Below are 24,255 nucleotides of genomic sequence, written 5' to 3' on the forward strand. Positions count from 1 at the left end.
CTAATTACACGCTTGTAAGCGTTTTATGGCAGCAAAAAGGCCCGCATCTCAGTGCGGGCCTACGTGAAAAGTTGATTAGTCTCGCTGGAAATAGCTCAAGAGACGAAGAATCTCAGTGTAGAGCCAGACCAAGGTCACAGCGAGGCCGAGAGCTACGCCCCAAGCATTGCTAGCGGGAGCGCCGGCACGGATCATACGGTCAGCCTGATCAAAGTCAGTCAGGAAGGACAGCGCACCAAGAACGATGCAAACAAGTGAAAAGATAATGGCAATCGGGCCGCCATCACGCAAAGGGTTGAAGTCGAAGAAGATTGCGCCCAAGAAGTTAACCAACGCCATGACAGCAACTCCGGCGACCAAGCCGAAGAGGATCTTGGTGAATTTCGGGGTCACCTTAACTGCACCGGTCTTGTACACGATCAACATGCCGATGAATACACCAATGGTTCCAACGATTGCCTGGCCGATGATTGCCATTCCGCCTTCACCTTGGAAGTTCACATTGGCAAACATGAAGGAGAAGCCACCAACGAATAGTCCCTCAAATACGGCGTAAATCAGTGTGACCGCAGCAGAACCCCACTTCTTGCCAAAAGAAGCAACCAGCACAGTAATGAAGCCACCGATGCCACCGACCAGAGTCAATGCCATGGCAATACCTGGATTTACCATTCCCAGCCCAAAATTGATGGCTGCGGCGACGATGATGACGCCGAGGGTGATGCCTGTCTTGGTGACGACGTCATCCACGGTCATTGGACGAGCAGCTTCGTCCCCGTATCCAGAATTTTGGCGGGTACTATTTTCGGTCAGAGAACTCATTACCGGATTGCTTGAACGCACGGTTGTCCTTTCTAAGAGAGGTGCAATTTAGCTATCTCATCCTGTTCAACGAGACACCGCCCTATAAAGTTCCGCAGTCTTTCCATGTAGCTAAAAGTTTTGCGAACAGTTTCCGCATAAAGGCTGTGGAGACTTACCAAAACAAAATCTCGAGACACCATAGGAACGATGTCTCGAGACTTCACACGGTGCCCCCAGTGGGACTCGAACCCACACTGAATCGATTTTAAGTCGACTGCCTCTGCCGATTGGGCTATGGGGGCAAGGCAAGGAATATTTTAGGCTACCTTCCCCCGCAAGAGTTAACGAGGGGTACCCTCTGCAGCGAGACCTGCAATAATGCCGTCGAGAATGTCCTTTTCACTAATGAAGAAACTACGCGCAGCGCAATTTCGCTCGATTAGTTGCATGATACCTTCCACGGCTACTGCCCCACCGCCGATGACATCGGCACGGCCGGGGTGAATGACGGGGTTGAGGGCGCGGACGTCGGAAGGCAGGGCAATAAGCTGCTGCAAGAACACGCGCAGGGCACCGAAACGGAGCTCAGAGCCGTGAATGGCATCGGCATCGTAACGCTCGAGGCCTTGCGCCAGTGCGGACAGTGTGGTGAAAGTGCCCGCACAGCCGACGATGGTACGAGCCTTAGAAATAGGTACTATGTCCTCGACCTCGGCTGTTCGCTCACCGACGTACTCCGAAGCGATCTCGATCTCCGATTCGGTAGGTGGATCGGTGCGCATGATGCGCTCGGTCAGCCTGACGCACCCCATGCGCGCCGAATGAGTACCCAAGATTTCGCCATCCGCCGTTCCTACAACGAACTCAGTCGAGCCGCCACCCAGATCAATCACGCAAAATGGACCGCGGTCCGGCTCTAAATCGGCCACAGCGCCATTAAAGGACAACAGGGCCTCTTCCTCGCCCGAAACAACTTCTGCCTGAGCACCTGGCTGGATTTGGCCGAGCAGCTCAGCGGTCATATCGAAGAATTCCTGCTGATTCTTGGCATCGCGAGTAGCAGAGGTAGCGACCATCCGCGCCCGGGAGACCTTTTCAAACTTCATTTGGCGAACATAGCCCTCCAGGGCCACGCGTGCACGGTCAAGAGCCGCAGGGGCGATTTCACCTGTGGCATCCACGCCCTCTCCCAGACGGATGATTTCCATCGTACGAGTAATATCGCGGACCTTGCCATCATCTTGAACTTCAGAGATGAGCAGACGAATCGAATTTGTTCCGCAATCAATCGCAGCAACGCGAGTCATAGCATTCCTCCTATTCCGCGTTAGAAAAATCGAACTGCGCTAGGTCAATTCCCAAATCTTCTACCGTGGGCCAATCCTGGGGGATGGCACTTCCTCGAAGCTTGCCATGGTCGGCGGCCATAGCTACCGCTTCAGTTCCCAACCGGAAATGCTGCGGCCCCTCAGCCAGGGCGTAGGCAATGAGCACGTGCAGGCACTTCACGCGATCCGGCATACCTCCACCGGAGAAATCGGTGCCGAGATCTTCGATGTCATTGCGCTTGGACAAAAAGTATTCATGTGCACGCTGGTAATCAGCAGCCAAGTCCTCATCCTCACGCAGTCGGGATTCCATCCACTTCATGACGTGGGCAACTTCCAAGCGTGAAGCTTCGGCCGTAAGCCGTGGGTCGGTGAGGTAATAGAGGGTGGGGAATGGAGTGCCGTCGGCAAGCTTGGGCGCTGTCTTAATCACCGCAGGCTGGCCATCTGGCGTGCGATAAGAAATCTCCAGTACTCCGCGCGGAGTGCGGCCCAATTGCTCAGTTACTACAGCGATGTCTGCATCAGTGACGGTCATGCGGACAATTATCGCACATCCGCTTTCTCTTCCGGTGCCGGCTCAATCGGAAGATGATTTACCTGCTCGGATGGCGCTTCTTCTTTAGGGGGTTCAGCCACGGAATCCCACAAGACCTCATACCAGTCGCGGGAATCTTCTTCCTTCTGTCCGTCTGTGGTGAGCTGGTCTTCCGGCTTAATCTGCGGGTCAATGATGCGATAGGCAGTTTCGCCCTCATCAACAACCCCGAATCGGCGCCGCGCCTCCTGCTTGATGTACTCATCGGATTTATATTTATCAATCTTTTCCAGCAAAGCAGCTTTTTCATCTTGCTTGGCAGCGATTGACTCATTCAAGCGGGCAATTTCGGACCGGCCATGATAGTAATTGCGCAGGGGAACAGCGACAACCAGCAATACAACCAGCACGATAGCCACGATCACGCCTACTCCCGCGATACTCATCCGGTCTGGCTTTTGCTTCTGCTTTAGTTGTGCGCGCTGAGCTTTACGGACATCTGCAGCACGCGAGGCTACCGGAACCCTAGTGCGGCTCCGGTTTCGCTGCATCTTTCTTTCGCGTGCCATAGGTTTCCAATCCTAGCGTCGTCACTCCTGTAACAGAGACTTGGCACGCGGATTTTGGGTACACTAAAAGAAATTCTCCCTCCCAGTAAGGAATTTTTATGTCCCTCAAGCGCCTCCTACCCGTACTTACCGCAAGCCTATTTCTCGCCAGCTGCAGCCCCTCCGCCCAAGACGGTGAGTATCCCGTCTACGGCGACGATTACGATCTAAGCACCCAAGACGGCATGGCCGACTACCTCAAGGAATATAAGACCCTGCCAGATGATTACATCGACCACGATGCTAAGGAGCTAGACGGGAACGATAAGCCGGAGAGCTTTGAAGCCAACGCAGCGTCCGTCAAGAAGGCCGGCGAAGTTACCTGTAAGAGTGACGAACTGCTGCAAATCGCAAAGGACTTCTTCCAAGGCGATACGGACAAGCTAGGTAAAGCTGTAACGTCAGCAGGCGGACCCGATGAAAAATATGGTGACGTTTTTGAGGCCCTCGACATCCCCGATGACGCACCTGATAATGACAAGTATATGGCAGCAGCGATGACCCCGCTGGGGGCTGTTATGTCCTGTGGCGATGAGTTCAGCGATGAAGAACTGGAAAAGGTCGCGGCGTCCATGCACACGAGCTAAAGGCTCGAATCATATTCCCCTCACTTAAGGAATAGTCACGCCCCTCAGGCGCCTTCTTCTACTAGTAGCCGTCGGCACTCTACTGAGCGCCTGCAGCATTTCCGGCCAAGAGGAAGAATCTACCGCCCAGACTAAATCCTCCACGCCCAACAGCACTACCAGCAGCGAGGTTCCCACCACCACAAGCAGAAGCTACGATCTCAATACCAAGAGCGGCTTCATCTACCACATCAAAGAGCATGGGACGATTCCGGACTACTATTTGAATGTGTTCGCCTCCGGAGCTTCCGAGGCCGAGGAAGGCCCCACCAGCTACGAGGTCAATGCCACGACCCTGAAGAAGGCGGGTGCTGTTGCTTGCAACAATGATCAGATCCTGGACGACGCCAAGTATTTGCTAACCCATGGCGAAGGCGCACTTGCGGAGCTTGCCGCCAAGCCCGAAGAGTTTGATCAGAAATACGCCCCCGTCTACGAAGCGCTTGATATATCAGCCGATGCCCCTCCTGAAGACAGGCTATTCAGCCTATACATGGCCAGTGTTGGCTCTCTGGCAACATGCGGTGATAAATACACCGATAAAGAACTCGAAGCAGTCGCTGACGCTATCTTCAGCCTCTAGCCCTCCCCTGCAATTTCGCACACAATTTCGCTTTTGGCCTTGCAGGACTCGAATGAGTGTTTTAGACTAAGGGACGTAAATTCGATTAGGTGTGCGATTTATTTCAGGGGGACTATTTTGTGACAGCTACCGACACACCGTCAAAGAAGGCCTATTTTTCCACCAATAACCTCGACGACACCGTCTGCCTCCTGGCCTTGCTCCAGCGCATTCAATCTTGGCAGTTGTACCAATCTGTGCTTCCACGATTAGAGGACGATGTCGAATGCACCACCGCCGCTCTATCTAAGCGTGTGGGTCTGAGTTACTGGCGAGTTCTATCCGCGCTCCGCTCCCACCTACGCATGCAGGAATTGCCATTGACCACAGCGGTGCAAACCGAACATTGGATCCTAGACCTCCCGCGGCTGCACGTAATTGATGCCGAACTTGCCCCGCTTGGCGACGACGCAGAAAGCATCCAACTAGTCGATGCCGCCCTCGCGGACTTCCTTACCCCAAAGGAACCTGCTCAGCATGTCCCCACAGAATCCGAAATCCGGAGGTTCTTGCGTGACTATATCGACGGGATACTCACGCCAGATATTGAAAAGGAAATCGAGCGATCCGTTTCCATCTCCTATTCCAAAGGCCAAGCCACCATCACATTAAAAACGGATAAAGCTACTGCCAGCGCTATATCCCGCCATATCGACAAAGCAGCGCGAAAGAAAAACATCACCAAACCAGAGGCTTTGGAGGCGTTAATCTTTAACCGAACCCTGACAAAGGTAGTAATTAATACTTATGCATCTGGCGATGATGCATCTCGGGTGTATATCCCTTCGGCGGGGTGGTGCGTACTTACGGAGCAATTAAATAGTTACTCCATGACTCGTGAGCTGTGCCCGCAAGAAACTTCTTCTTACGTTCCCACCGAACAAATCTGAACATGGGTCCACGGTCGCGATGCCACATGTCGCTGGCCAGGGTGCTCAATGCCAGCGCATTATTGCCAGCTCGATCATCGAGTGGAGTATGCCGACGGTGGACCGACGAGCGTCGATAATTTGGTAACGCTGTGTCAGCACCACCACAACGTGAAGACCGATGGAAGAGCGCAGTACATCATGGATCCGATCACTGGGGACGTCGTCTGGCTCTTTTCGGACGGCACCTTCGAGATTGATCGCGCCCAAGGACCTTTGGCACCGCGCACCGTGAATTGGAAGCAAACTTGGCAACAATATCTGGACATGCGAAAGCGCCCCCGCAGTAATACGAGGGCGCTACACAAGGAGGCGATTAAGCCTTAAAGCGTGGGAATGCGGAGCGGCCAGCATAGACTGCGCCGTCGCCCAGCTCCTGCTCGATGCGCAGCAGCTGGTTGTACTTAGCTACGCGCTCCGAGCGGGCTGGAGCACCGGTCTTGATCTGACCACAATTCAGTGCGACAGCCAGATCAGCGATGGTGGTGTCCTCGGTTTCACCGGAGCGGTGGGACATCATGGTGCGGTAACCATTGCGGTGAGCCAGCTCGACAGCATCGAAGGTCTCGGTCAGGGTACCGATCTGGTTTACCTTCACCAGCAGTGCGTTGGCAGCCTTCTTCTCAATACCTTCCTGCAGACGGGCAGGGTTAGTAACGAAGAAGTCATCGCCAACAATCTGTACCTTTTCGCCAATGGCGGCGGTAAGGGCGGTGTAGCCGTCCCAATCGTCTTCTTGCAGAGGATCCTCGATGGAGACAATCGGGTACTCATCGATGAGTTCCTCATAAACCTTGGACATTTCTTCAGCGGTATGCTCGCCGCCTTCGAAGTGGTACTTACCGTCCTTGAAGAACTCGGAGGAAGCAACATCGAGCGCGAGGGCTACGTCCTTGCCCGGCTCGTAGCCAGCCTTCTTAATGGCGTCAACGATGACGTCCAGAGCAGCCTTGGTGGAATCAACGGAAGGAGCGAAGCCACCCTCGTCACCCAGACCAGTAGACAGGCCCTTGTCCTTCAGCACTGCCTTCAGTGCGTGGTAGACCTCGGCACCCATGCGCAGAGCTTCAGCGAAGGACTCAGCACCAATCGGGGCAATCATGAATTCCTGGACGTCAACGCCGGAGTCAGCGTGTGCGCCACCGTTGAGGATATTCATCATCGGCACTGGCAGTACGTGAGCATTGGGGCCACCGATGTAGCGGTACAGCGGCAGTGCAGCGGACTCTGCGGCGGCCTTGGCTACGGCGATGGAAACGCCCAGGATAGCGTTAGCGCCCAGCTCAGACTTGTTATCGGTACCGTCCAGCCTAATCAATGCTTGGTCAATGAGGCGCTGATCGTCAGCTTCGAAGCCAGCAATCTCATCGGAAATCTTCTCATTGATATTCTCAACAGCCTTCAAAACACCCTTGCCCAGGTAGCGCTCGCCGCCGTCGCGCAGCTCGTGGGCCTCGTGCACGCCGGTAGAGGCACCGGAAGGAACGCCTGCTACGCCGCGGGCGCCATCGTCAAGGAATACCTCTGCCTCAACGGTTGGGTTGCCACGGGAATCGAGAATCTCGCGGGCGAAAGTGTGGATGATATCAGCCATGCTGTTCTTCACTCCTCATCAAAATGTTCGCTCTGGACCAGCCGGCCCAGCCACGTTCTCAATTGTTGCAGAAAACGTAGCCGTGTGACACTACTTGGCACTTTGTGGAACTGAGTAAGCATTGGCGGCGTGCGCAACCTTATGCAAATAGTCGCTGGACTGATTGTAATTTAGGATTGCTTCCTTCCACTGATCTGGGTTAGAGAGATCTCTGTCACCGAAGCACAAAAGTCCGGCCGCCCCAACAGCGGCGTCATCGATTTGGTTGGGATCAGCCTTCCCATCACCATTGGCATCAGCGCCCACCGCTTCCCACGTGGTGGGGATAAATTGCATTGGGCCTACGGCGCGATCGTATTCGGAGTCTCCATCGATTTCGCCGTTATCGGTGTCTGGGGTGTGGGCCGTGTTGTTCAGGCCATCGAGGGCGATGCCGTTGATGGGGGGTTGGGGGTAGCCGGCGTCGTCAAGCTTGGAGTGCTTAAACCAATTGCCGTTATAGGTACCGTGGCGTGTTTCTACATAGCCCAAGCCGGCAAGGGTATTCCAACGCAGGTGGCAATTGGGCCACTTTTGCTGAGCAATGAGCTCAGCATTGCCATAGGCACGCAGGGCGGCCGGCGGGATGCCAGTGCGATCAGCTAAGTCAGAGGCCCAGTAGGTGAGTTTATCTGCGGTGCGCCCGGGCGCATTGACGTCAATGTGCGCGACCTCTTTGCCTTCAACGGGCGGGATGTTTTCAGGTACGGGCTGCTGAGAAGTACCGTGCCCAGTCAATAGCCATGCTACTAGCGCGATGATCACGACTACGGCTACCCCGCAGCCCCCGAATATCTGCAGCAGCCTCTTCATGGGAAGCTATCCTACATCTCCTTTGCCTGCGCGCCACAGCCGCTCTTGCGTATCAACATCGACTATCTCAGTGGTGCCATCAAAAAGGTAAGGGGCGCGGGCGCGCATTTTGGTGACGAAGCTTTGGGCGACGTCGTCAAGCGAAAAGGCAGAGATTTCCGCATGGAAAAGGACCTGCAGGAAGATATCGCCCAGTTCCTTGAGAATCTCGCTTTCCGGCTCACGATTGCGCACGGCCGCGGCGAATTCGGCGGATTCTTCCTCAAGGTAGGGCAAAAGGGAGGCATGGGTTTGTTCACGCTCCCATTCACCAATGCGCCGCGCAGTGGCCATAGTCTGGCGCGCCTGCATGACGGGATCCGCGAGGGATTCGGCCCGGATGACCGACTCCCCAGTAGCTATGCGAGCGCGGGTTTCAGGATCACATTGGTCGGTGCTGACTAAGGTTCCGATGGAATCTTCCCCTACGAGGAGATCGGAAAAGTTCCACCGCACGGAAACCGGAACTTCACCGGTGAAGTAAACGGGGCCGCGTAGCTTCCCGTGTGCTTGCATGGGGATCATGGTGGGCCAGCGTTCATCGAGCAACAGCACAGTCATGTGCACAAAGTCTAGCCCGAGTTCCCATTATGGGGCTATTCAAGGTATTTTAGGCCAATGACCTCCAGCCAGAATAGATCCCACTCCGTGACGTTGTGGACCCTCGTCGCGCTCATTATCGGTTCCACCGTTGGCGCGGGTATTTTCTCGCTGCCGCAAAACATTGCCTCCGTTGCCGGCCCAGGCGCGATGCTCATTGGCTGGCTGGTAGCGGGCGTCGGCATGCTCTCTGTGGCTTTTGTGTTCCAGATTTTGGCCCGCCGCAAGCCGCACCTTGATTCTGGCGTCTATTCCTATGTGCGCGCCGGCCTCGGCGATTTTATTGGTTTTACCTCGGGCTGGGGTTACTGGCTGGGCTCCGTTATGGCGCAGGTGGGATACGCCACCCTCTTTTTCAATACGCTGGGCCATTACCTGCCGCTTTTCGACGCCGACCATTACTGGTCCTCCGCCATCGCCGTCTCCCTTTTGTCGTGGGGAATTTTCGCGGTACTCGCCCGCGGCATCAAGCAGGCCGCCTTCATGAACCTCATCACCACGATTGCCAAGATCGTGCCCATCTTGGCTTTCGTGGTGCTCATTGCTTTCCTCGGGTTCAGCTGGGATAAATTCACCGTGGATTTCTGGGGACGTGCTTCCGAGGCCAGCGTCTTCGAGCAGGTCCAAGGAATCATGCTCTTTACCGTGTGGGTCTTCATTGGCGTGGAGGGAGCATCCGTGTATTCCAAGCAAGCCTCCAAGCGCACCGATGTCGGCCGCGCGACCGTGATCGGCTTCTTTTCCGTGCTGGCACTGTTGGTCTCTGTGTCCACCTTGAGCTTTGGCGTCATGAGCAAGGAAGAATTGGCCGCGCTGCCAGATAATTCCATGGCCTCCGTGCTGACCGAAGTCACCGGCCCCTGGGGCGGCGCCCTCATCTCCATCGGACTGTGCTTGTCCGTTCTGGGCGCCTACGTGTCCTGGCAAATGTTGTGCGCCGAGCCCATCGTGATGATGGCCATCGACGGCCTCATTCCCCGGCGCATCGGCACCATCAACGTGGCGGGCGCGCCGTGGGTAGCGCAGCTGATTTCCACGATGTCTATCCAGCTGTTCATCATCGTCTTCTACCTCAACGAGGCGTCCTATAACGCCATGGTGCAGCTAGCGACCATCATGTATCTGCTGCCGTATATCTTTTCTTCCCTGTACCTATTGCTTCTGACGTTGCGTGGCAAGGGGCTGTCTCACCCGCAGGCGGGCATCAAGTTCGATCTTTCCGGACCAGAGGTAAGCCGTAAGGACAATCGCAAGCACTTGATGATCTCTTTGCTCGCGTTCATCTATTCCCTGTGGCTGATTTACGCGGCCGACCCCGTCTACGTCCTGCTCGGCGCGCTGGCCGTAGTACCCGGCCTTATCCCCTATGTCGGTACCCGTTTGTGGAAGAAGGAACGCATTCTTAACACGTTCGAGTGGTGCGTGGTGGCCATTGTCTTGGCCGGTGCCGCCGCCGCCATTTGGGGCTTGAGCACCGGCTGGCTCACGCTCTAGCTACTCCCCTACGCTCACCACGTTCGAGGAAGCGGGCTGGGCGCCGCTGACGTTGACGGGAGCGACGTCGAAAAGCGCGCTTAGGAAATCCGCCGCCCACTGAATGAGCTCGGTATCGCGCAGCTTCGGCGAGGTAACATTGCGCCCCGCCTTGGGGAATGGCACATTGATGGCCTTCGCCGCCGCGCGGAAGCTGGATCCTGGATACAAACGCTTGAGGCGCACCTGCTTGGAATCCGGCAGCTCCACTGGGTGGAACTTGATACGGGTGCCCTGCACAGTGATATCCGATACACCGGCGCGGCGCGCTTGGTGACGCAGGCGGGCGACGGACAGTAAGCGTAAGACCTCCTGTGGCAGCGGGCCAAAGCGGTCTTCCATTTCCTCAATGACGGCCTTGAGGTCATCGTTATCTTGCGAGGCTGCAAGCTTGCGGTAGACCTCCAGGCGCAGGCGCTCGGAATCGATATAAGCCTCCGGGATATGCGCGTCCACGGGGAGATCGATACGGATTTCTTTCGGTCCCTCATCCGTCACGGTAGGAGCTTCGCCGCGAGCGAGAGATTTGAAGGTTTCTACCGCCTCGCCAACAAGGCGGACGTAAAGGTCGAAGCCAACGCCGGCAATGTGGCCAGACTGCTGGGCACCGAGCACGTTACCGGCACCACGCATCTCCAAGTCCTTCATGGCTACTGCCATGCCTGCACCAAGGTCATTATTCTGAGCGATGGTGGCAAGGCGGTCATAAGAGGTTTCCGTAAGCGTAGCGCCCTTCGGATACAGGAAGTAGGCATAGCCGCGCTCACGGGAACGACCCACGCGCCCACGCAGCTGGTGCAGCTGGGACAGGCCCATATGGTGAGCGTTTTCCACAATGAGGGTATTGGCATTAGCAATGTCCAGGCCGGTTTCCACGATGGTGGTACACACCAGAACGTCATACTCGCGGTCCCAGAAGCCTTGGACGGTCTGCTCCAGCACTTCCTCGTTCATCTGGCCGTGCGCGACGACGACGCGAGCCTCAGGTACCAAGTCACGCAGCTCGCGGGCCTTCTTTTCAATATCAGAGACCTTATTGTGGATGAAGAAGGTTTGACCATCGCGCAGCAGCTCGCGGCGGATGGCCGCGGCGACCTGCTTGTCTTCATAGGCACCGACGTAGGTCAGCACGGGGTGGCGGTCTTCCGGCGGGGTAAGGATGGTAGACATCTCGCGAATGCCCGCCATGGACATCTCCAAGGTGCGCGGAATAGGTGTAGCGGACATGGTGAGCACGTCCACGCTGGCTTTAAGAGCCTTGATATGTTCCTTGTGTTCCACACCAAAGCGCTGCTCTTCGTCTACGACGATGAGACCAAGGTCCTTCCAGTGCACACCGGTCTGCAGGAGGCGATGCGTGCCGACGACGATATCGACGCTGCCATCGGCCAAGCCCTTAAAGATGTCTTTGGCTTCTTTCTTCGAGGTAAAGCGCGAGAGCACCTCGATCTTGACGGGGAAGCCGGTCATGCGCTCGCTGAACGTATCAAAGTGCTGCTGGGCTAGCAGCGTAGTGGGCACCAAAACGGCCACCTGCATGCCGTCTTGTACGGCCTTGAAAGCAGCGCGGATGGCCACCTCGGTCTTGCCATAGCCCACATCGCCGACGACGACGCGGTCCATCGGCACCGTAGATTCCATGTCTTGTTTGACGGCGTCGATTGCAAGCATCTGGTCTTCGGTTTCGACGAAGGGGAAATTATCCTCCATCTCCGCCTGCCACGGATTGTCAGGGGCGAATTGGTGGCCGGGTGCTGCTTGTCGCTTGGCATAAAGCTCAACGAGTTCGCCCGCAATTTCGCGTACTGCGGCGCGCGCCTTCTTCTTGGTGTTCTTCCAATCGGAGCCGCCCATCTTAGACAGGTGGGGCGATTCGCCGCCGGTGTACTTGCTCAGCAAATCCAGAGAGTCCATGGGGACCCAGAGCTGGTCGGCGGGCTGGCCACGTTTCGAGGGTGCGTATTCGAGCACGATATATTCGCGGCGGCTGGTCTCATCGCCGGACTGGATGGTGCGTTCGGCCATCTTTAAGAATTTGCCAATGCCGTGGGTTTCGTGCACCACAAAATCGCCCTGTTTTAGGGCAAGCGGATCGACCTTATTGCGGCGCTTGGCGGGGCGCCGCTTCGCTTCGGCGATATCGCCTACGCGGTTGCCGGTCAGATCGGTTTCGGTGACGACAACCAGCGGGAGGGCCTCGGCGTCCTTAGGCTTTTTCACCTTGGGGAACACCAATCCAGCATGGCTTAGCGCCTGATAGAGGGTGACTTCTCCGGCGGTGGGCTCCCAGCCAGGGGTAGCAACCTTAGTGCGGATGCCCTTTTCCGCGAAGCGATCCACCATGCGCTTGATAGCGCCCTGTGCCGGAGCGATGAAGGCCGCACGGCCCCCGGCGTTGGTATGCGCGAGGAGTTGGGCCATCATGGCATCGATTTCTTCGATATTGCCGCGCGGGGTGGGCCCTGGCTCGAATTCGAGTGGGAGGGTCTCTTCTTCTGGGGCGGCAAGCATTCCCGGTGGGGAAAAAGTCCACAGCGGCAGGTCGGACTCGCCGATGGAAACCTCGAGCGATTCATAGGAGCGGTAGCTCGAGGCCTCGGTATCGAGTCCTTCGGTGGCCAATGGGCCATCAGCACCCATAGCCGCGGCTTCCCAGCCAGCGGCGAGGAACTCAGCATCGGTCTTTTCTAAATCCGCGACGCGGCGGCGAATCTTCTCCGGGCCGACCATCACCACGTGAGTGGTGGGGCGGAGGAATTCGGGGAGGGTGATCATGGGGGCGTCGGAAAGCACGGGCAAAAGCGCCTCCATGCCTTCGGCCGGAATGTGCTCGCTCACCTTGGTCAAAAGCTCCACCAAGGCGGGATTACCGGGGTGCTTGACGGCAAGGTCGGCCGCACGCTGAGCAATAGCATCCGTAATAGGAAGCTCGCGGGCAGGGAAAATATCTACGCGGCCGACCTCGATTTCCGGGATGGTGCGCTGGTCAGCTACGGAAAATTGGCGGATATCGGTAATCTCATCGCCCCAAAACTCAACGCGGACCGGATAGTCCAACGTGGTGGGGAAAATATCGATAATGCCACCTCGGGTGGCGTACTCGCCGCGCTTGGCCACCATGTCTACGTGTTTATAGGCGCGGAACTCAAGCTCACGGACCACCTCATCGAAGTCATACTCATGGTCTTCTTCGAGGTGAATGGGAGCACGACCTTCCACTTCCTTGAGGATAGGCTGGGACAGCCCGCGGGCAGCGGTGACGATGACCTGCACATTGTCCAAGTTGTGCAAAACCTGGGCGCGGCGGCCGATGATGTCGACGCCAGGGCTCAAACGCTCGTGCGGCAGTGTCTCCCATGCCGGAAACATGGCCACCTTTTCCCCCAGCATCGCCGTAAGCTCTGCGCTAAGGTCTTCCGCCTCGCGGCTGGTGGCGGTCACCACCAGCACCGGGGCGTGATGGGCCAAAGTTCCCAAGGCCCACGGCCGAGACTGATCCAAACCTGTGATGTGGAGGTCTTCCCCCACATGAGAAATCATGCCCTTAAGCTTGGGGTCCGAGGCTGCTACCTTGAGCAAGCCGGCCAGCATTGGGGTCGCCATCTATTTGCCTCCTAGCTTGGGCTTTAGTTCCATACCGGACAAACCATTCCAGCATAGATTGACAATATGCGTGGCGACGACTTCCTTGTCCGGGTTGCGCTCATCTAACCACCATTGCGCCGTGGTAGATACCATTCCTACCAGCGCTTGGCCATAAATATCCGCCAAATCCGGCTGGATACCACGGTGTTCAAACGCTTCTCGCAAAATATAAGACACCTGGCCTACCGCGGAATTTAACAGCGTGGAGAAACTGCGTTCATCGCCCGGCTTGGCATCGCGCACCAGAATGAGAAATCCATCGGTTTCTTCCTCAACATAGGTCAAGATGGCCATCACGGCCTGCTCGATGCGCTCGCGCCAGCTGCCGTTTTCCAAAGAATCAGTAATGACCTTTTCCAGTGCCAACATCTCGCGGTCAACAACGACCGCATAGAGGCCTTCCTTACCCCCAAAGTGCTCATAGACAACGGGCTTGGATACCCCGGCGCGAGCCGCGATCTCTTCGACACTGGCCCCTTCAACCCCTAGTTCCGCAAATGCGGTGCGTCCGATGGAAATGAGTTGTTCGCGCCGTTCTCGGCCGGTCATCCTTTGTCGAGCCATACCTTCTACCCTATCCCTCGCCCCGCAATTTGTGATTTACCCGGGTGCGTCAGGTACGCTATGCCTACAGCAATTTGCTGTGTTTCCCCATGGTGTAATCGGCAACACTACGGTTTTTGGTACCGTCATTCTAGGTTCGAGTCCTGGTGGGGAAGCTTTTTTAGTTTTTCTTCCTGCCGCGTCGAAAGCCTTTGAGCTCGGCTTTCTTCGCAATCGCAGCCACCTGGGCCGCGGTGTAATTAACGGGGGCTACACCAGCGCGGGGCAACACCCAGCCGCGCCAATAAGACAAGATGGCCATGCCGCTTCCGACGATGGGAGAAATGATCATGCCGAGGGCAAAATGCCCGTTGTGGGCGAAGGTCACCATAACGATGCCGGTCAGGATGGACGGCACGGCATAAAGAGGGCTGCCGCCGAAGATAGAGGGGATTTGCCCAGAAGCTACGTCGCGAACCATTCCGCCGCCCACCGCGGTAAGCACGCCAAGGAAAACGCAGGGAATAAGTGGCATGCCGTGCGTGAGTGCTTTGACGCAACCGGTAGTGGACCACACGCCGAGGATGATGGCATCACCATGTTCGCGGAAAAGCTCCCATGCCTTGCCCTTAAGATCGATAAGAAACGCAACGAGGGCTCCTCCACAGGCGAGTCCGAGGTACCACGGATCTGAAATCGCAGCCGCTGCCCCATCTGCGATGAGCATGTCACGAATCATGCCACCGGCCAGCCCAGAAAAGAGGGCGAGGAATACAAAACCCACGATGTCGAATTCGCGTCGGCGGGCAATGGTGCCACCAATGATGCCGTTCAGCACCACGCCAAGGAGGTCAAAGGCTTGATAGAGGGAATTGATGAGGGGATCAACATCATGCATGATTCTTAGGCCTCCTGCCGCGCGGGTAGAATTTCGGCGTGACTGCGGCCGTGTTTTAGTCTCCGGCGTGTCAGCATGGCTTTAATTTAACCAACTCATTTCTCTGAAAGATCGAATTTCTCATGTCTCAATCCAATGCCCGGTATTTCATCTGGTCCAATGGCCTGCAAAATTTGGGCGATCAGATTGTGGCGGCCAAGACGGTGCTGCCAGCGCTTTTTAGTGCAGCCGGCGTGCCTGCCTTCTTCGCCGGTTTGCTCACCCCTATTCGCGAATCTGGTTCGATGCTGCCGCAGGCGGCACTGACCCCGTGGGTGACCACGCATAGGGCCCGTAAGCGCCTGTGGATTATCGGTTCGCTGGGCCAAGCGATATCCGCCGCGGTCATCGCGCTAGCAGCATTCTTCCTTCGTGGGACAGCACTGGGAGTAGTAACACTGGTGGCCCTAGCGGCGCTTTCGCTTTTCCGCGCACTGTGCTCGATTGCGGGCAAGGACGTACAGGCGCGCACGATTTCCAAAGGCGCGCGTGGCCGAGTAACCGGCAGCGCGGCAGCACTCGGAGGCGGCGCCACCCTGCTTACCGGAATTATCCTCTATTTTTTGGGTGAGCTCAGTATCCCCATGATGGGCACGGTCCTCGGCGTTGGCGCGGCCACGTGGGCCATTGCCGCGTGGGTATTTTCGGGCGTGGATGAGCCGGTACCGGAGGAATCCGAAGGGGGCATCGATAAGCAGTGGTGGAAAGATACCTGGCAGCATTTTACTAGCGACGGACAATTTCGCAACTTTGTCATCGTCCGCGCGCTGCTGTTGGTATCGGCGCTTTCAACTTCTTTTATCGTGCTGCTTAGCACCAACCTGTCCGGGCTGTACGGATTCGTGCTTGCCTCGGGGCTAGCCTCGCTGGTGGGCGGGCGAATCTCCGGGGTGTATTCCGATAAGTCCTCCAAAAACACCATGGCGGTGGGAGCGGCCGTGGCTTCCATCGTGCTGGTGCTCTTGGTCGCCAGCTCACATTGGGCCCCAGATGGGGTCAATGCCTGGGTCATGCCCATTGGCTTTTTCGCCGTGAATCTGGCGCACACGGCCATTCGAGTGGCGCGAAAGACCTACGTGGTGGATATGGCCGGTGGCGATAAGCGCACCCAGTACGTAGGTGCGGCTAATACGATGATGGGCATCATCTTGCTCATCGTCGGTGGCATTTCCTCCGTGGTGGCGCTGGCCGGGCCAGAGGCGGCCCTGCTATTCCTCGCCCTCATCGGCTTTCTCGGGGTGTGGCGCGCCCGCGGCCTGAAAGAGGTTTCTCACACATAAATCGCACTCGGGCTATAGGATGTAGTCCGGAGAAGAATCAGACTCGACCCCCAGGAGCTCAAAAACCCGTGGTAGCAACAACCCCGTGTGCCGTAGTCGTCCTTGCGGCTGGTGCCGGCACCCGCATGAAATCCACCAAGCAAAAGACCTTGCACGAGATTGGCGGGCGCAGCTTGCTCGGCCACGCTCTGCATGCCGCGGCCGGGATTAATCCGGAACGCATTGTCACGGTGGTAGGCCACCAACGCGACCAGGTCTCCCCCGCTGTGGATGCCATCTCCCAGGAGCTGGACTGCGAGGTGCTGCAGGCAGTACAGGAAGAACAGCTGGGCACCGGCCACGCAGTGGCCTGCGGCTTGGAGCCGATTCCGGAGTTTGAGGGCACCATCATCGTCACTAATGGCGACGTACCGCTACTTACCCCAGAGACCATCGAGGGCCTGCGCGCTACCCACACCGAGCAGGGCAATGCAGTAACGGTGCTATCCATGCGCTTAGAGGATCCCACCGGCTACGGCCGTATCATCCGCGCTGAGGACGGCAGCGTGTCCGCCATTGTCGAGCAAAAGGACGCCTCCGAAGAGCAGCGCCGAGTCGATGAGGTCAACTCCGGCGTCTTCGCTTTTGACGGCCGCGTGCTTGCCGACGCCCTCCAGAAGCTCGACTCCAATAACGCCCAAGGCGAGCTATACATCACCGATGTGCTCGAGATCGCCCGCACCGCTGGACACGGCGTCGGCGCGCATGTGGCAGCGGATCCGGCCGAACTGGCGGGCGTCAATGACCGCGTGCAGCTCGCCGCTGCCGGCCGCGAGCTCAACCGACGCATGGTGGAAAAGGCGATGCGCGGCGGAGCCACCATCGTAGATCCGGAGACCACCTGGATTGGTGTCAATGTCACCGTGGGCTCCGATGTCATCATTCACCCCGGCACCCAGCTGTGGGAAGCGACCAGCATCGCCGATAATGCCGAGATTGGCCCCGATACCACCCTGACCAATATGCAAGTGGGCGAAGGTGCTTCCGTCGTGCGCACTCATGGCAGCGATTCTGTCATCGGCACCAACGCTAAGGTCGGCCCGTTTACCTATATCCGCCCGAAGACCGTGGTGGGCGAGGACGGAAAGCTCGGCGGCTTCGTAGAGGCAAAGAATGCGCAAATTGGTCGCGGCTCCAAGGTGCCGCACCTGACCTATATCGGCGATGCCACCGTGGGCGAGCAGTCCAATATTGGCGCCTCTTCCGTCTTTGTAAACTACGACGGAGTAAACAAGCACCACACCACCATCGGCAGCCACGTGCGCACCGGTTCTGACACAATGTTTATCGCTCCGGTCAATGTCGGTGATGGCGCGTACTCCGGTGCGGGTACAGTAATTAAGGACGATGTTCCTGCGGGAGCACTCGCAGTCTCCGGTGGCAAACAGCGCAACATCGAGGGCTGGGTTCAAAAGAAGCGCCCGGGTACTCCCGCGGCTGAGGCCGCAGCCCGTGCGCAGGACAACGAAAAGTAAGGGGCATATTCTCCCATGACTGGCAAGGTAACTGGTAGCAGCAAAAACATGAAGCTCTTCTCTGGGCGTGCACACCCAGAGCTGGCGGAGGCTGTGGCTAAGGAGCTGAAGACGGATCTGGTTCCTACTACCGCCCGCGATTTCGCTAACGGCGAAATCTTCATCCGCTTTGAAGAGTCCGTGCGTGGTGCAGACTGTTTCGTAATGCAGTCGCACACTCAGCCGCTCAATAAGTGGCTGGTGGAGCAGCTCATCATGATTGACGCTCTCAAGCGCGGATCCGCGAAGCGCATCACTGCCATCCTGCCCTTCTACCCATATGCACGCCAGGATAAGAAGCACTTGGGCCGCGAGCCGATTTCCGCTCGCCTAGTGGCAGACCTACTGCAGGCAGCCGGCGCGGACCGCATCGTCTCCGTGGACCTGCACACCGATCAGATTCAGGGCTTCTTCGATGGCCCGGTTGATCACATGCATGCTCAGCCCATCCTGACCGATTACATCAAGTCCAAGTACGCCACCGATAACATCACGGTTGTCTCCCCGGATGCCGGCCGCGTAAAGGTTGCGGAAAAGTGGGCCCATGACTTGGGCGATGCCCCGCTGGCCTTCGTGCACAAGACCCGCTCCAATACCGAGGCCAATAAGACGGTATCCAACCGCGTAGTAGGCGATGTTGAGGGCAAGGATTGCGTGCTTCTCGACGACATGATTGACACCGGCGGCACCATTGCCGGCGCCGTGCGCGTGCTGAAGGACGCCGGTGCCAAGAAGGTCATCATTGCCTGCACCCACGGCGTCTTTTCCGATCCCGCCCGCGAGCGCCTGTCTGAGTGCGGTGCAGAGGAAGTTATCACCACCGATACTCTGCCGCAGTCCACCGAGGGCTGGTCCAACCTCACGGTGCTGTCCATTGCACCGCTTTTGGCACAGACCATCCACGAGATCTTCGAGAATGGTTCTGTAACCACCCTGTTTGACCGCGCCTAAACATGATCTACTATCACTAGCCGCCGAGAATTTACTTCGGCGGCTTTTGATTTGCTAACGGTACGCGTGCTAATCTAACCCAGTCTCGGCGAGGGCGACCTCAGGATGAGGAAGCCGTTATCGACGCGATTGAAGTTAGAGCACGTTGCTTTTATATACGCCTGCGATGACTCGTCCAAGACGTCCATCGGCAGGCTTTCGTCGTTTTATCGCGTTGGCCGCGCCGCACTACTTTGACTAAGGAGAATGAAGCATGGCACAGCGCCCAGTAATCAAGGCTGAAGCACGTACCGAGTTTGGCAAGGGTGTCGCACGCCGCCTGCGCCGCGACTGGAAGGTCCCAGGCGTCATCTACGGTGCCCACCAGGAGCCGGTTCACTTCGCAGTTCCGCTGCTGGACATCCAGTCCCTCGTCCGCAACAACGGTGTCAACGCCGTTTTGGAGCTGGAGATCGACGGTGAGCAGTACCTGACCATGGTTAAGCACGTTGATCAGAACGTCCTGACCTTCGATATCGACCACGTTGACCTGCTTGCTATTAAGCGTGGCGAGAAGGTTGAGGTTGAGGTTCCGGTTACCTTGACCGGCGAGCCGGCCCCAGGCACTATGCACATCCAGGATGCTGACGTACTGCTGGTTGAGGCAGACGTACTGAACATTCCGGAGGAGCTCGAGGTTTCCATCGAGGGCCTGGAGGAGGGCGCGGTTATCACCGCCGCCGATGTCACCATGCCGGAAGACACCACCCTGGTGGCAGAGGAAGACACCGTTATCGTCTCCATCTCCCTGCCTGAGGTTGACGAGGAGCTCGAGGAAGCAGCCGAGGCTGCTGAGGAAGGCGGCGCTGACGCTGGTGCCGAGTCCGCAGATGAGGACGAAAAGTCCTCTGACTCTGAAGAGGAGTAATCCCTTCCCCTTCCTGTACGTAAACCGCCGTGAGAAATACACCTCGCGGCGGTTTCGCCGTTTTCCTTTCGCTGTATGAGACAATTGAGCGCGTGACTCCACTTCTCGTAGTAGGCCTTGGTAACCCTGGCCCCAGGTACGCAGGAACCCGCCACAATATCGGCTTCGATGTAGCTGTAGAACTCGCTGGCGAGCTCAAGAGCAGCTTTTCGGTGCACAAGAAGACCAATACCGAGGTCGCCGAGGGCATGACAGGTGGCCGCAAGATTATCTGTGCTAAGCCACGGTCTTTCATGAACCTCTCCGGCGGGCCGATCAAAGCCCTAAGCCAATATTTTCATCTCTCCGCCGCCGATATCATCGTCGTCCACGATGAACTGGAGCTCGATTTCGGCACCATTAAACTCCGCGACGGCGGCGGCGACCACGGCCATAATGGTTTGCGCTCCACCACCAAGTCCCTGGGGACAAAGGACTATAAGCGCCTTTCGATTGGCATTGGGCGCCCACCAGGCCGTATGGATCCAGCGTCGTTTGTGCTCAAGCCGTGGACAAAGCAGGAAAAGGTGGAGATCCCCATTATCTGCGCGAACTCGGTGGATGAGATCCTGCGCGTAGGATAGTCGCCATGAAACTGGCTACCCTCCGCACCGGCTTTGGCACTTCCGCTATCCGCATCGACGGCGATAACGTGGGTGTCGAATTGGATTATGAGGATGTGGGCCAGCTGCTACGCAGCGAGGACTGGCGAAAAGCCGCACAGCTTTCCGGCGAACCCGTGGTCTTCGACCACGCCGACTTGGAGGCCGTAGTCCCGAATCCCGGCAAGATTATCTGCGTCGGGCTTAATTACGCCAAACACATCCGCGAAATGGGCCGCGAATTCCCCGAACACCCCACCTTGTTCATCAAGTTCGCCGATGCCCTCACCGGCCCCTATGATGATGTCTTCATTCCAGAATATGCCACACAGAAGCTGGATTATGAAGGAGAATTGGCGGTCATCATCGGCGAGCGCGCCCACCGCGTGAACCGGAATGAGGCGCTCGACTATGTCGCCGGCTATGCCATCATGAATGACTACACGCTGCGCGATTTCCAGCGTCAGACGAGCCAGTTCCATGCCGGTAAGTCCTTCTATCGCACCGCAGGCTTCGGCCCGTGGCTCACCACCGCGGAGGAATGGGCACCTGGTTCTGGTGCTTTACTTACTACTACCGTGGGCGGCGAAGAAAGGCAGCGCGATAACACCGATGACCTTATCTTTTCAGTTGCTGAGCTGATCGAGTTTTGCTCGCAGCTTTACCCGCTCAATCCGGGAGACGTCATCGTTACCGGTACCCCAGAGGGCGTTGGATTTGCACGGGAGCCGCAGCAGTTTATTCAAGATGGTCAAAATGTCACCATTGCTATTGAGGGCTTGGGGCATATTTCCAATACAACTTTTTTCGGCGAACCAGGCTGCGGTCCAGGCTGTACCTGCTCTTAGACTGTGCCCAGATTCTCACTCCAACGAGGGCGTTGCCGTTTTCTCCCCTGCTATCGACGGCGGTTAAGCTGGGGTAATGAGCACAAAGAGCAGTAAAGCCCCTAAGAAACTCAACAAAAAGGCCTACGAGAAGGAACTCGAGCGCCTTCAGGCAGAACTCGTGGACATGCAGCAGTGGGTCGTTGAAACCGGGGCCCGCGTCGTCATCATCATGGAAGGCCGCGACGCCGCCGGCAAAGGCTCTGCTATCAAGCGCATCACCCAGTACCTCAACCCACGTACGTGCCGCGTCGAGGCGCTGCCCGCCCCGAACTCCCGTGAGCAGGGCCAGTGGTACTTCCAGCGCTATGTGGAAAAGCTGCCAACGAAGGGCGAAATTGTCATCTTTGACCGCTCCTGGTACAACCGCGCCGGCGTCGAACGCGTCATGGGCTTTTGCACCGATCAGGAATACGTCCGCTTCCTGCACCAAGCACCTACCTTTGAGCAGATGCTGGTAGAAGACGGCATCATGCTGCGCAAATACTGGTTCTCTGTCTCCGATGAGGAGCAGATTAAGCGCTTTGAGTCCCGCCGCAATGATCCGCTACGCCGCTGGAAGCTCTCCCCTATGGACCTGCAATCCATTACCCGCTGGGAGGACTATTCCCGCGCGAAGGATGCCATGTTCATTCACACCGATACCCCAACCGCCCCGTGGTACACCGTGGAATCGGAAGACAAGAAGCGCTCGCGTATCAATGTCATCTCGCACCTTCTCAGCACCATTCCCTACGAGAAGATCGAGCGCAAGATGCCTGAAATCCCGCAGCGCCCTGAATCTGATGGCGAGACCTACGAGCGCCCCGCCCGCGAAGAGTTCCGCTATGTGCCTGATGTAGCAGCCAAGCTGGAGCGCAAGTCCGAGCAGAAGACGGCGAAGAAAACCTCAAAGAAGGGCAAGAAGAAGGATAAGAAGAAGTAGCAGCACCGGCCGTATTACTATCTTCAACCATGAGCACTGACACCGTCGCGGAAGCGCGTTTAGGAGATAAAATCCTCACTGCGGTGGCGGTGCTCATTGCGCTATTTTATGTCATTTCTGCCGCGAAGAATCCCAGCATAATTGAGATTATTCAGGCAGGTCTATCGTTGCTATTCCTGCCATTTATGTGGGTCTGGCGGAGCCGTCCCGTGCTCAGCGCCACGGGCTTTATCGTGCTTCTCGCAGCTTGGGCGATGGCTTGGATGAGCCAGCTTCCCACTAACCTGGGAATTACCCCGTGGGCCCTGACTGCACCCATGGCGGTGTATGCCACCTCCCGCTATGTCACACGCCGCGCCATTCCCCGCACGGTACTGGCTCTAACTATTCTTGGCTCCTTCATTTCGCCATTCATGTGGCGCATAGATCCGGAGTCTTTCTTTTTGCATTACCAACTGGACCGCCGCTACTTGGCCATGTTGGTCGTGCACTGGGCGGTTCTAGGCAGCACATATTTTATAGCTGCGCGCTACTTCGATTTAGCACGCCAGCGCGAGCAGCTAGCGCAAGAGCGATTTCGCCAAGCCCAAGAAGAAGAACGCCTGCTCATCGCACGGGAGCTGCATGATGTACTCGCTCATTCCCTCACGTTGATCAAGGTTCAGGCAAACGCCGGGATCATTGCCGCTCGTGCAAACACTGAGGCTGCCCACGATGCGCTGGCCAGTATTCGTGATGGCGCGGATTCTGCTTTGGAAGAGGTCCGCGGCATCGTCACTGCACTGCGAAGCACCGGACCTACCTCACTGGAGCCCACCACGCAGCTAGAGCACATCGAGGGCATTATCGATGGCTTCCGGGCGGCGGGCTTGGACATTAACGCGCATATACCTGAGGCCTACGAGGCTCCAGCACTTACGCAATTGGCGTTGGTGCGCATCATTTCTGAGGGTTTGACCAACGCGTTGCGCCACCAGGGCCCAGGAACCCAGGTGGATGTGGAGCTTGCGCTTGCCGACGTCGCCCGACTCACCCTAATTTCTTCCACGCCCTCCCCGACTCCCAGCGAAGTCCCAGGTAGCGGCGTGGGCCTGATCGGTGTGGAAGAACGTGCCAACGCATTGGGTGGAAAGCTAGAGAGCTGGGGCGATGCCACAAAATTCACCCTGCTCGCCGAACTTCCGTTGCAGAAGGAAAACCGTGTCTAAGATTCGTGTACTGCTTGCCGATGACCAAGCGCTGCTCGTCGCGGCTTTGTCCACGATCCTCAATGCTCAGGAGGATATTGAGGTCGTTACCACCGCGCACACCGGCAACGAAGCCGTTACCGCGGCGATAAGCCACCGCATTGACGTCGCGATTCTAGATATCCGAATGCCCGGAATGGACGGCATTGCCGCGACTCAAGCCATCCTTTCTCGGGTGCCTGACTGCCGAATCATCATGCTCACTACATTTAATGAAGATGATTTGGTGGCTCAATCTATCGCCGCTGGCGCGCATGGGTTTCTCCTCAAAGACGCCGACCCAGATGTACTGGTGGGGGCTGTGCAGGACGTCGCCAAGGGCGAATCGGTCCTAGCTGCTAAGGTAACCGGCCCAGTCTTGCAGACCTACCGCGCCGCAATTGCGCGCGGACAGCTGAGCGCGCGAGAGCGCCAAGGCTTAAGCCTTGTCACCCGTCGCGAACGAGAAGTCTTAGCCCTCATCGCCCGCGGTGCCACCAACGCGGAAATTGCCCGTGAAATGGTCATCGCGGATACGACTGTCAAGACACATATTTCCTCTCTGCTTTCCAAACTGGCTGCACGCGACCGCGTAGCTCTAGTGCTCTTGGCGCAAAAGGCTGGCATCGCCTAAGCCTCCTACCGTGGTAGGAGAACTTCGCGCTAAGGTCCATAGCCTAGGCGGAG

Annotated in this window: 23 protein-coding genes, 1 tRNA gene and 1 pseudogene; 14 read left to right on the plus strand and 11 right to left on the minus strand. The window is 57.2% G+C overall.

Features of this window, described 5'->3' with window-relative positions; all coding sequences use genetic code 11:
• Positions 1–75: 75 nt before the first annotated feature.
• From WMP96_RS09350 to WMP96_RS09370, 5 genes are all read right to left on the minus strand, one after another.
• Positions 76–843 (minus strand): Bax inhibitor-1/YccA family protein, encoded by a 768-nt coding sequence (locus WMP96_RS09350; protein WP_023021902.1) that lies wholly within the window; start codon positions 841–843, stop codon positions 76–78.
• Positions 844–1,032: 189 nt separating this feature from the next.
• Positions 1,033–1,106: transfer RNA gene (locus WMP96_RS09355), tRNA-Leu, on the minus strand.
• A gap of 39 nt (positions 1,107–1,145) precedes the next feature.
• A complete protein-coding gene (locus WMP96_RS09360) occupies positions 1,146–2,111 on the minus strand; it encodes a Ppx/GppA phosphatase family protein (protein WP_340433082.1) in 966 nt (321 codons plus the stop codon).
• A gap of 10 nt (positions 2,112–2,121) precedes the next feature.
• Entirely contained in the window at positions 2,122–2,670 is a 549-nt protein-coding gene (locus WMP96_RS09365) for a DUF501 domain-containing protein (RefSeq protein WP_023021904.1), read from the minus strand.
• Between the two features lie 8 nt (positions 2,671–2,678).
• Positions 2,679–3,239 carry a septum formation initiator family protein gene (locus tag WMP96_RS09370; protein ID WP_301716323.1) on the minus strand — a complete coding sequence of 187 codons (561 nt, stop codon included), beginning with the start codon at positions 3,237–3,239 and terminating at the stop codon, positions 2,679–2,681.
• Between the two features lie 98 nt (positions 3,240–3,337).
• Between WMP96_RS09370 and WMP96_RS09375 the strand changes: the two genes are divergently transcribed.
• The 4 genes and pseudogenes from WMP96_RS09375 to WMP96_RS09390 all read left to right on the plus strand — a co-directional run.
• A complete protein-coding gene (locus WMP96_RS09375) occupies positions 3,338–3,865 on the plus strand; it encodes a ribonuclease (protein WP_301716322.1) in 528 nt (175 codons plus the stop codon).
• A gap of 268 nt (positions 3,866–4,133) precedes the next feature.
• The gene (locus WMP96_RS09380) at positions 4,134–4,487 is read left to right on the plus strand and encodes a hypothetical protein (RefSeq protein ID WP_239208009.1); all 354 of its coding nucleotides are present in this window, start codon (positions 4,134–4,136) and stop codon (positions 4,485–4,487) included.
• Positions 4,488–4,606: 119 nt separating this feature from the next.
• Positions 4,607–5,416 carry an HNH endonuclease gene (locus tag WMP96_RS09385; protein ID WP_340433086.1) on the plus strand — a complete coding sequence of 270 codons (810 nt, stop codon included), beginning with the start codon at positions 4,607–4,609 and terminating at the stop codon, positions 5,414–5,416.
• Positions 5,417–5,455: 39 nt separating this feature from the next.
• Positions 5,456–5,782: pseudogene (locus WMP96_RS09390) on the plus strand (HNH endonuclease signature motif containing protein); the annotation flags it as partial.
• On the opposite strand, the gene eno reads toward WMP96_RS09390, so the two are convergent.
• The 3 genes from eno to WMP96_RS09405 all read right to left on the minus strand — a co-directional run bounded on the left by eno (position 5,772) and on the right by WMP96_RS09405 (position 8,501).
• Entirely contained in the window at positions 5,772–7,049 is a 1,278-nt protein-coding gene (eno, locus tag WMP96_RS09395) for a phosphopyruvate hydratase (RefSeq protein WP_023021909.1), read from the minus strand. The pseudogene WMP96_RS09390 and the gene eno overlap by 11 nt on opposite strands.
• 90 nt (positions 7,050–7,139) lie before the next feature.
• Entirely contained in the window at positions 7,140–7,901 is a 762-nt protein-coding gene (locus WMP96_RS09400) for a lytic transglycosylase domain-containing protein (protein ID WP_049361510.1), read from the minus strand.
• Positions 7,902–7,907: 6 nt separating this feature from the next.
• Positions 7,908–8,501 carry a MazG nucleotide pyrophosphohydrolase domain-containing protein gene (locus WMP96_RS09405; RefSeq protein ID WP_340433091.1) on the minus strand — a complete coding sequence of 198 codons (594 nt, stop codon included), beginning with the start codon at positions 8,499–8,501 and terminating at the stop codon, positions 7,908–7,910.
• A 57-nt stretch (positions 8,502–8,558) separates the two neighbouring features.
• Between WMP96_RS09405 and WMP96_RS09410 the strand changes: the two genes are divergently transcribed.
• The gene (locus WMP96_RS09410) at positions 8,559–10,034 is read left to right on the plus strand and encodes an amino acid permease (RefSeq protein ID WP_340433094.1); all 1,476 of its coding nucleotides are present in this window, start codon (positions 8,559–8,561) and stop codon (positions 10,032–10,034) included.
• On the opposite strand, the gene mfd is transcribed toward WMP96_RS09410, so the two are convergent.
• From mfd to WMP96_RS09425, 3 genes are all read right to left on the minus strand, one after another.
• Positions 10,035–13,676, minus strand: a complete 3,642-nt coding sequence (mfd, locus tag WMP96_RS09415; protein WP_340433097.1) for a transcription-repair coupling factor — start codon at positions 13,674–13,676, stop codon at positions 10,035–10,037. It lies immediately after the preceding gene.
• Positions 13,677–14,282 carry a TetR/AcrR family transcriptional regulator gene (locus WMP96_RS09420; RefSeq protein ID WP_239208004.1) on the minus strand — a complete coding sequence of 202 codons (606 nt, stop codon included), beginning with the start codon at positions 14,280–14,282 and terminating at the stop codon, positions 13,677–13,679. It abuts the gene before it with no gap.
• A 160-nt stretch (positions 14,283–14,442) separates the two neighbouring features.
• Positions 14,443–15,159, minus strand: coding sequence for a trimeric intracellular cation channel family protein (locus tag WMP96_RS09425; RefSeq protein WP_239205305.1), 717 nt, complete (start codon positions 15,157–15,159; stop codon positions 14,443–14,445).
• Positions 15,160–15,281: 122 nt separating this feature from the next.
• On the opposite strand from WMP96_RS09425, the gene WMP96_RS09430 reads away from it, so the two are divergent.
• The 9 genes from WMP96_RS09430 (at position 15,282) to WMP96_RS09470 (ending at position 24,202) form a co-directional block, all read left to right on the plus strand.
• Positions 15,282–16,478 (plus strand): MFS transporter, encoded by a 1,197-nt coding sequence (locus WMP96_RS09430; RefSeq protein WP_340433102.1) that lies wholly within the window; start codon positions 15,282–15,284, stop codon positions 16,476–16,478.
• A gap of 68 nt (positions 16,479–16,546) precedes the next feature.
• A complete protein-coding gene (glmU, locus tag WMP96_RS09435) occupies positions 16,547–17,992 on the plus strand; it encodes a bifunctional UDP-N-acetylglucosamine diphosphorylase/glucosamine-1-phosphate N-acetyltransferase GlmU (RefSeq protein WP_301716314.1) in 1,446 nt (481 codons plus the stop codon).
• A gap of 15 nt (positions 17,993–18,007) precedes the next feature.
• Entirely contained in the window at positions 18,008–18,982 is a 975-nt protein-coding gene (locus WMP96_RS09440) for a ribose-phosphate diphosphokinase (RefSeq protein ID WP_005323655.1), read from the plus strand.
• A 253-nt stretch (positions 18,983–19,235) separates the two neighbouring features.
• Positions 19,236–19,889, plus strand: a complete 654-nt coding sequence (locus WMP96_RS09445) for a 50S ribosomal protein L25/general stress protein Ctc (RefSeq protein WP_239205303.1) — start codon at positions 19,236–19,238, stop codon at positions 19,887–19,889.
• 92 nt (positions 19,890–19,981) lie between these two features.
• Positions 19,982–20,512 carry an aminoacyl-tRNA hydrolase gene (gene pth, locus WMP96_RS09450; RefSeq protein ID WP_239205302.1) on the plus strand — a complete coding sequence of 177 codons (531 nt, stop codon included), beginning with the start codon at positions 19,982–19,984 and terminating at the stop codon, positions 20,510–20,512.
• 5 nt (positions 20,513–20,517) lie between these two features.
• On the plus strand, positions 20,518–21,378 hold the full coding sequence (locus WMP96_RS09455) for a fumarylacetoacetate hydrolase family protein (protein ID WP_239205301.1): 861 nt from the start codon (positions 20,518–20,520) through the stop codon (positions 21,376–21,378).
• A 76-nt stretch (positions 21,379–21,454) separates the two neighbouring features.
• On the plus strand, positions 21,455–22,342 hold the full coding sequence (gene ppk2, locus WMP96_RS09460; protein ID WP_086588148.1) for a polyphosphate kinase 2: 888 nt from the start codon (positions 21,455–21,457) through the stop codon (positions 22,340–22,342).
• Between the two features lie 29 nt (positions 22,343–22,371).
• A complete protein-coding gene (locus WMP96_RS09465; RefSeq protein ID WP_200287868.1) occupies positions 22,372–23,550 on the plus strand; it encodes a sensor histidine kinase in 1,179 nt (392 codons plus the stop codon).
• Entirely contained in the window at positions 23,543–24,202 is a 660-nt protein-coding gene (locus WMP96_RS09470; protein ID WP_239205300.1) for a response regulator, read from the plus strand. The genes WMP96_RS09465 and WMP96_RS09470 overlap by 8 nt, the downstream gene beginning before the upstream one ends.
• Positions 24,203–24,255: the final 53 nt, after the last annotated feature.

Source organism: Corynebacterium sp. KPL4035, from assembly GCF_037908325.1.
Taxonomy (GTDB): Bacteria; Actinomycetota; Actinomycetes; order Mycobacteriales; family Mycobacteriaceae; genus Corynebacterium; species Corynebacterium kefirresidentii.